Source organism: Romboutsia sp., assembly GCF_056995035.1.
Window position 1 is genome coordinate 21,028 of record NZ_JBXKIW010000090.1, and the last position, 9,048, is coordinate 30,075.

At 28.3% G+C, this 9,048-nt stretch carries 10 protein-coding genes; all 10 read right to left on the bottom strand.

Annotated features, from left to right (window positions below):
- Positions 1-3: 3 nt before the first annotated feature.
- Positions 4-1,284, bottom strand: a complete 1,281-nt coding sequence (hisD, locus tag AC11VW_RS14445) for a histidinol dehydrogenase (RefSeq protein ID WP_484302135.1) — start codon at positions 1,282-1,284, stop codon at positions 4-6.
- Position 1,285: 1 nt separating this feature from the next.
- Positions 1,286-1,906, bottom strand: a complete 621-nt coding sequence (hisG, locus tag AC11VW_RS14450) for an ATP phosphoribosyltransferase (RefSeq protein WP_484302136.1) — start codon at positions 1,904-1,906, stop codon at positions 1,286-1,288.
- 13 nt (positions 1,907-1,919) lie between these two features.
- Positions 1,920-2,867 carry an ATP phosphoribosyltransferase regulatory subunit gene (locus tag AC11VW_RS14455; protein WP_484302137.1) on the bottom strand — a complete coding sequence of 316 codons (948 nt, stop codon included), beginning with the start codon at positions 2,865-2,867 and terminating at the stop codon, positions 1,920-1,922.
- Between the two features lie 341 nt (positions 2,868-3,208).
- Entirely contained in the window at positions 3,209-3,565 is a 357-nt protein-coding gene (locus tag AC11VW_RS14460; RefSeq protein ID WP_484302138.1) for a hypothetical protein, read from the bottom strand.
- A gap of 155 nt (positions 3,566-3,720) precedes the next feature.
- On the bottom strand, positions 3,721-4,932 hold the full coding sequence (locus AC11VW_RS14465; protein WP_484302139.1) for an ABC transporter permease: 1,212 nt from the start codon (positions 4,930-4,932) through the stop codon (positions 3,721-3,723).
- A gap of 14 nt (positions 4,933-4,946) precedes the next feature.
- A complete protein-coding gene (locus AC11VW_RS14470; RefSeq protein ID WP_484302140.1) occupies positions 4,947-5,654 on the bottom strand; it encodes an ABC transporter ATP-binding protein in 708 nt (235 codons plus the stop codon).
- Positions 5,654-6,535: an efflux RND transporter periplasmic adaptor subunit gene (locus AC11VW_RS14475; protein WP_484302141.1), complete on the bottom strand. Its 882-nt coding sequence runs from the start codon at positions 6,533-6,535 to the stop codon at positions 5,654-5,656. The genes AC11VW_RS14470 and AC11VW_RS14475 overlap by 1 nt, the downstream gene beginning before the upstream one ends.
- Before the next feature lie 298 nt (positions 6,536-6,833).
- Positions 6,834-7,670, bottom strand: a complete 837-nt coding sequence (locus AC11VW_RS14480) for a L,D-transpeptidase family protein (RefSeq protein WP_484302142.1) — start codon at positions 7,668-7,670, stop codon at positions 6,834-6,836.
- A gap of 205 nt (positions 7,671-7,875) precedes the next feature.
- Positions 7,876-8,106: a GIY-YIG nuclease family protein gene (locus AC11VW_RS14485; protein ID WP_484302144.1), complete on the bottom strand. Its 231-nt coding sequence runs from the start codon at positions 8,104-8,106 to the stop codon at positions 7,876-7,878.
- On the bottom strand, positions 8,106-9,048 hold a 943-nt coding region (locus AC11VW_RS14490; protein ID WP_484302143.1), incomplete at its 5' end, for a putative NPN-dependent ornithine cyclodeaminase. The genes AC11VW_RS14485 and AC11VW_RS14490, both read right to left, overlap by 1 nt.

Genomic DNA, 9,048 nt, shown 5'->3' on the forward strand with positions numbered 1-9,048 from the left:
CCCCTATTCAAATCTCACTTTTATTGAGTTAGCATGGCCTGTTAATCCTTCATCATTTGCAATCCTTACAATAGAGTCTTTAGCATTCATAAGAGCTTCTTTACTGTAGTAAAGTAATGAAGTCTTTTTTTGGAAATCATCTACTGATAATGGTGATGAAAACTTCGAAGTTGAACTTGTAGGTAATGTATGATTAGGACCTGCAAAATAATCTCCCACTGGTTCAGGACAATATGCTCCTAAAAATATAGCTCCTGCGTTCTTTATTTCTTTGTATATATCAAAAGGATTTTGTATAAGCAATTCTAAGTGTTCTGGTGCTATTTCATTAGCGATTTCTATAGACTTACTTAAAGAACTAGTTATTATTATTGCTCCATAATTTTCTAGTGACTTTTTAATTATTTCTTTTCTTTCTAATTGTTTAATTTGTATTTCTAGTTCTTTCACTACATTTTTTGCTAAATTTTCACAATCAGTAACTAATATAGATGCTGCCATTTCATCATGTTCTGCTTGTGATATTAAATCAGCTGCTATAAACTTTGGATTTGCAAATTCATCTGCTATTATTAAAATTTCACTAGGACCTGCTATCATATCTATTCCAACATAACCTGATACTCTCTTTTTAGCCATTGCAACATATATGTTTCCTGGACCGACTATTTTATATACCTTAGGAACACTTTCCGTTCCATAAGTTAATGCTCCTATTCCCTGAGCTCCCCCTACTTTATATATTTTATCTACTCCTGCTATAGAAGCAGCTACAAGTATAGAGTCCTTTATTTTACCTTCTTTATTTGGAGGTGTTATCATAACTAATTGTTCTACTCCTGCTATTTTGGCAGGTATTGCATTCATCAATACAGTTGATGGATACGATGCACTTCCGCCGGGAACATAGATTCCCACTTTTTCTATAGGTCTAATTATTTGACCTATAACTATATCTTCACCTTCATTTAGTGTATAAGATGTCTTTAATTGTTTAATGTGGTATTTCTCAATGTTTTCTTTAGCCTTTATAAGATCTTGCTTTAGATTTTTATCTATATTTTCAAAGGCACTATCTATTTCATCTTTAGTTACTAAGAAATCTTTTATCTCCACATTATCAAACTTTAGTGTATATTCTCTCAACGCTTCATCTTTTCTATTTTTTACATCATATAAAATCTTATCTACTACTTTATTCACTTCATCATATTCGAATTGACTTCTATCTAAAAGGTTATTTAAAAATTCATTATCTTTAATAAAATCTATTATTTTTAGCATATTAATCCTCCTTAAATAATTGAGCTATATTTTTGATTCTATCAAATTTAAATCTATAACTTACTCTATTACATATTAATCTAGAACTTATATCCAACATATCTTCTATTATTTCAAGTCCATTTGCTTTTAAAGTATTTCCTGTTTCAACTAAATCTACTATTACATCAGAAAGACCAACTAATGGAGCTAATTCTACAGAACCATTTAATTTTATTATTTCAATTTTTTGTTGCCTTTCTTTAAAGTATTTTTTAGCTATTTCAGGATATTTAGTAGCTACTTTTAATACTTCATCTTTCCTATAAATACTTTGGCCTTTTATTCCTGCTATTGAAAATTTACATTTCCCAAAACCTAAATCAAGGATTTCATATACATCTTCTTCACTTTCCAAAATAGTATCTTTACCTACTACTCCTAAATCAGCAACTCCTTTTTCTACGTATGTTACTACATCTGATGGTTTAACATTTATATAAATAATTTTATTTTTCTCATCTCTAAAAATAAGTTTTCTTGAATCTAAGTCAATAGAGTCTCCTAATCCCATTTTTTTCAACCTCTTACACACTTCATTTCCAATTCTTCCTTTTGATAATGCTATCGTTATATAATCCATTTTTTTCACCTCCCTATAAAGTAACTTTCATTAATTCATCTAGATTTATTGAAAAACCTATCGCAGGAATTTCTTTGCCAAATGCTTCTGTTAAAGAATCATATCTCCCACCACGTATAATCTCTTTATAAGAATTCGGATAATATCCTCTAAATATTACGCCTTTGTAGTAGTCCAATATAGTAATCATGGATAAATCAAAGTGTATATATTTTAGATATCCACATTCTTCTATAAATTCTTTTAATACTTTAAGTTCCTCTATAGATTTTTTCATATCATCGTTCATGTAAAGAAGTTTAGATTTATTTATAACATCCTCTAAGTTTCCTTCAAGATCTAAAAGGTTTATAAGCAACTCGTTCATTTCTTTATCTAAATTTAAAGTTTGTAAGTAGTCAATTAATTCACACTTATTTTTCTTATATATTAAGCCTTTTATTTCTTTTTCTATATTTTCTTTTAAATTAAGTTCTTTAAAAAAGCTATTAATATATTTACTACTTCCAATTTCTAAAATAAATTCATCACTATGTCTTTTTAATATTTTTAAAACCAATCCTATAATTTCTCTCTCTGAATCTAAGGAAGGTTCACCTAAGCATTCACATCCTATTTGTCTAAATTCCTTAATATTTGAATTTGGTTTATTTCTATAAATTGTAGAGTTATAAAAAAGTTTAAGCTTCAAGTTATCCTCCCATCTTGGAATTAAGCTTTTTATTATGTTTATTGTAATATCAGGTCTTAAAATAAGTACTTTTCCATTTCCATCTAAAACTTTTACCATAGATCCTTTTTCGATTTTTTTGTTAACAGATGTAAAATTATTATAGTCTTCAAATATTGATGGTTCTACTTGAAGGTACCCTTCACTTGTAAACATATCTTCAATATTTCTTTTAAGTTCATATCTTTTTCTTGCATAATCCATTTCATCCTTAATTTTTAAAAATTCCATTTTTTCGCCCTCCTTTAAAATTTATATATAAAAAAAGCCACATAGGTGCTTGCACCTACATGGCTTAATCATTTACTAAGTAACATTGATTAATCTTTAAACCATCATAGATACAACCCCTAATTTGTTCAACGCAACTAGGGCTTGTATCTATGAACTAAAATTCGTTCACTTTACAATCCCTGGGATCTATGATGATGATGATTTAATTTTGTATTTAATTTTATCGCAACTAAAGTCACCATAATAAGTTCTCCTCTCAAATTTAGAATTTTAGTAATTTATATATTGTTTTACATTATATATGCCCCATAATTTTTTTACAAGTCTTTTTTAATTTTTCATCTAATTTTATTTATTTCAAATTTTACTATATCATCTATCTTATCTTCTATCTTATTATTTACTGACTCGTATAATATATGAATCATCCTATATTTTTTATCAATGCTTTCATTCACCATTTCTTTTTTTACTAAATCTTTAAATGTACATTCTCCTACTACCCACTTAGAGACTTTATTATTTTTAGATTTTGGGTTTTCATATTTATGAGTTTTAAAATCCCCTATATCCTTTATTTCCTTTATGCCTCTATCTTTCCAAAATATCACAATTCTTGTTCCAGTATACTCTTTTGTATTTGTACAATACTGATGAATAAAATGAACATGAGAGCGTCTTCTATTAGAATACATTCTTATCTTTCCTTTTTTTTTAATCTTTAATTCATACTAATATAATTTACTAAATATAAAGTAATATGCATATTTTAGAGTAAATAAACAAAAAAGCACTTACTATATATTTAATCATTTGTAAGTGCCTAGTATTTATTATAAATTATCTTTTTTTATTCATATCTTAAAGCGTCTATAGGATTTAATTTTGCAGCTTTTCTAGCTGGATATATTCCAAAGAAAATACCCACGATAGAAGAAAATAATATAACTCCTATAACTGCCACTGGTGATATAACTGGCGTTATATTTGCAATACTTCCTAATCCGTAAGCTGCGATTATTCCCAACATAAGACCTATAATCCCACCGATAAGTGTTATAATAACAGATTCTGTTAAAAACTGCACTAATATTGTATGCGTTGTTGCTCCCAATGCTTTTCTAATACCTATTTCTCTAGTTCTCTCTGTTACAGATACTAGCATTATATTCATAACTCCTATTCCCCCTACTAGAAGTGCAATAGAAGCAACTGCTGCTATAAATGAAGTAAATATAGCAAATATAGAGTTTATTTGGTCTAGTTGTTTTAATACACTTTCTGCCTTATAAACATTCCTCACTTGATTATGATGGATATTCTCTAATATTCTAAGAGATAAATTACTAGCTTCTTCTGTCTCATCCTTAGAATCTGCTATAATACTTAAATAGTTTATTAACATATTTGGATACAATTTTTGCATAAAAGTAATTGGTGTATATACAAATACAGGCATTTCACTTCCTTCTCCCGCAAGCATAAGGCCTACTGACTTAGATACACCTATTATTTTTGCCTTTTTAGGTGACATTGGAGAACCTATATTTACAGATTTACCAACTACATCTTCATATCCAAATAAATTTTTTGCACTAACTTGATCAATAACTATTACATTATTTCCTTTTAAATAGTCCCTTTGACTGAAAAATCTTCCGTATAATATTTCAAGTCCATTTATTTGTTGTAAATTTTCATTCCCACCTGTAATAACAGAGAATTTAGATTTTTTTGATGTTTCTATGCTTCCTTGAAGTTGTGTCATAGTAGATGCATATTTAACTATATCTACTCTTTTAAGTATTATATCTGTATCTTTTAAATTAAAATAATCGCTCTTTTGACCTTTTTGTTCATCAACTTTTATATTTACAGTAGATGAACCTATTTTTTCAAATTGACCTGTTATAGATGCTGTACCCCCTGCTCCAAGGGATAATATCGCTATAACAGAACTTATACCTATTATTATTCCTAACATAGTAAGAAAGGACCTTAACTTATTAGCTCTTATACTATCTATAGCCATTTTTAAGTTTTCAGCAAAGTTTATTTTCACATACTCACCCCCTTCTAATCTTCACCTATTATTTTTCTATTTAAAACCATACTATCTGATACTATTTTTCCATCAGAAAACCTAACTATTTTTTTAGTATATTGAGCTACTTCTGCTTCGTGGGTAACCATTATTATTGTAGATCCCTCTTCATTTAACTGCTGAAATATCTTTAGTATTTCTCCCGTTACAACAGAATCTAAGTTTCCAGTAGGTTCATCTGCCATTATAACATTCGGACTATTAACTATAGCCCTCGCTATGGCAACTCTTTGTTTTTGTCCTCCAGATATTTCATTTGGCTTATGCTTTATCCAATTTGAAAGTCCTACCTTTTCAAGAGCATCCATAGCTTTTTTCCTTCTCATCTTAGAACTTATTCCCCCATATATCATAGGAAGTTCTACATTTTCTAGTATGTTCATTCTAGGAAGTAAGTTAAAAGATTGAAAAACAAATCCAATCTCCTTATTTCTTATATAAGCCAATTCGTTATCGCTTAAATTAGTTACATTTTGACCATTTAATATATAATTTCCAGAATTCATTTTATCAAGACATCCAAGTATATTCATAAATGTTGATTTACCAGAACCTGATTTACCCATTATAGAAGTAAATTCCCCTTTTTCAACCGAAAGACTTACGCCACTTAATGCTTGGTATTTTATATCTCCTGTTACATATGTTTTGTATACGTCCTTAACTTCCAACATAGACATTACTTATTTTCCCCCTTAGGAACAATGATCACTTCTACTCCTTTAGATATATCATTCCCTGGATTTAATATAACTTTTTCTCCTTTTTCAAGGCCTGATTTTATTTCAGCTTCAGTATCAGAAATTATTCCAAGTTTGACATCCTTTTTAGCTGCTTTGCCATTTTCCACAATATATACAAAATCATTGTCCTCATTATCAGAAACTATAGATTCTATAGGAACAACTAATGTTTTATCATTTTGATTTATTAGTATATCAACATCTACATTAAATCCTATTACTAAATCTTTTGGATCAAATATATTTATATAAGCATTTTGATATACATCTGAAGAATTAGTTCCCATTGTATTACTTGTATTTTTATCAGCAGTAGGATCAACAGAAGAAACCTTACCTTTATATACTTTATCGTTATAAGTTATATCTACATCTTGACCTACTTTTACAGTTGGTGCATCATACTTACTTAATTGAACTTCTACTTGTAGATTTTCTACATCTTGAACCACTACAGCAGGTTGTGTTAATGAATTCATTTGACCTTTTGAGACATTTAATTCTGATACAACTCCATCAATATCACTTCTCAAATTTTTATTTTTATAAGCAGTTTCGAAGCTCATAAGAATATCATCTTTTGATACCTCATCTCCTACCTCTACATTAATATCATCAACTATACCTTGTTCTCCAAAATACTGTTGTTTGTCTTTAGATAATATATCTCCTGTAGTAGATATATAGGCCTTTATTTCTTTTTCTTGTATCTTGCTAGTTTTAACTTCTACTCCCTTAGGTTGTTTAGAATAAGTTATCCAAGTTCCTGCTGCAATAATTACTACTATACTCAGCGTTATCCAAATCCATTTTTTCATATTCCCCTGATTTAAATCAGGTGTTCACCTTCCTTTCAATATATAATATTTAAAATGATTATGTATTGTATGCAATAATATATTATATGCAATAATATGTAAGTAATCCAAATAAAAATTAATAATACTATAATTAACATCAAACTAATCTAATATGCTTTAATAAAATAGATGAAACTATTTTATTAACTCCTTAAAACTACAAGAAGTTGCAGGTATTAAATTATATTAAGCTAAAAAAATTGGGAGAAATAAACTTTGCATATAAAAAAGAACCGAGTCTACTAGTCTCGGTTCCTTACTTTACAATAATAGTTGAATCCTCTGGTACGTTATCGTATATCCATTTAGCATTTTCTGTAGCAAGTCTTATACATCCATGACTCACGGAATCACCTAAAGAACCATCTACAACGCTAGTTCCTTCTTTATTGTATATAACAGAATGATATAAATAATTTCCATCAATTTGAGTAAAATACTTAGCTTGAAAACCTTTATCTTGCCCAAAAGAATTTCCTTTTACTCCTACCCTAAATTGGCCTTGTTTTGTTGGATTTTGCTTTGATCCTACACTACAATAAAAACTATCTATAAGTTCATAATTACCTACACTACCCTTAAATACATAAGTTATTTTGTTTTCTATGCAAGTAACTAACAAATAGTTAGTATAGCTTCTTATTTCATTTTCATTTACAAATTTGTTTATATCCCAATTAATATAAGTATAATCTATATTTTTGGGAGGAATATACTTAGTCTTTTCAGTTGCTTTTTTTGATAGTTCTTTTATAGTTTTCAGATCGGCTTTTCCTGTTTGAGGTAAATTTGTTTTATATTGAAAATCAAATATAGCTTCATGAGTTCCCCATCCAAATATTCCTTCTGTACTTATATCATATCCATAAGCTTTCAACCTTTGTTGTATATATTTTACATCTTCCCCTTCATCTCTATACTCTAATTCCCTTTTAGGGTAATTTTTAGGAGGAGTTTGAACATGTTTTACAACTGTTTTTTGTTGTTTATCAGACATATTGAATAAAATTGAAGAAGCTTTTATGGTACTAAAAATAAATAATAATGATAATAGCAATAAAGTTGTTTTTTTTGTTGTTTTTTTACTTTCCACGATATATTTTCCCCTTAAATGTACTTAATTGTCATTTCGTATATAATTTTGTTTTTATATACTATAAACATAATAAATGTATATAGGGGTATTTTTCAAGTTAAAATATTGTAACTTTTATGTTTATCAAAAATAAAACTATTATATATATTCATGTAAATGAAAAGATGATTGAATTATATTTCACCTATTACAGGACTAGGTCTCATAATTTTGTTGAACATATAAAAAATAATAATGTAATACATAATGAAATTAAGGAAGAGTTATTAACTCTTCCTTTTTTCTTTATTGCATATTCTCTTTTTAATACTTCATTTTTAGAATTAAACTCTTCAAAGTATATCAACCTAACTGGCAGCCTATACACTGTATATTTAGCACCTTTTCCCTTATTATAAGTATCAAGTCTTTTACCTAAGTTATTGTTATTTATTACAAATTATCTTTTAATTTACCTAAGAAGTCTTGTACATTTGTAACTATTGTAGTTACTTCTAAGCTTCCTCGATCTCTTAATTTATTCACTGCAAATTCTGAAACATCAACAGAGTAGAAGTATACTTGTCTTACTTTTCCATCTACAACCCTATAAGAAGGTGTCATATTACCTGTGGCTATAGAATGTAATTGAGTAGCCAAACATATTACTGTTGTAGCTCTTTTTACATGATGTCTCATTGCATCTTGAGCTTCATATACATCTGATATTACTATAGGAAGAGGTCCATCATCTCTTAAAGACCCTCCTAATACTATAGGTATGTCATTTTTTATACATGCATGAATAATACCACTATCTATATTTTCTTCTTCTATTAATTTTTCTATTGATCCTGTTTTTCTTGCTTTATTTAGTAAATCTAAATGATGATAATGCCCATCTTTTATAGACTCTTGAGTATATATATCCTGTCCAAGAGCTGTGTTAAACATTGCACCTTCTAAATCATGTGTTGCTACTGCATTCCCACCAAGCATTGCATTAACATATCCGTTTTCAATTAAGTATGTCATGGCATCTCTAGCACCTTTAGCAAATACTGCAGCTGGACCTAATACCCAAACTACGTACCCATGTTCTTTTTCATATTTTAATAACTCATATAAATTTTCATAATCTTTAGTGTAAGAAGTTTCTCTTGACCTACCTGATCTAAATGCAAATACATCTCTATCCTCTTCATCTTTACAAAATCCATAAGGATATAAATAAATTCCTTCACTAGCATCTTCAGTTCTGCCTATAACGACTTTATCCCCAACTTTTAAATTTCTAAATTCCTTTACTTCAACCTCTTCATCATTTTTAACAACTACAACACAATCCATTCTACTCTCTTGTGCTAAAACCCACTTTCTATTTATTTTAAAATAT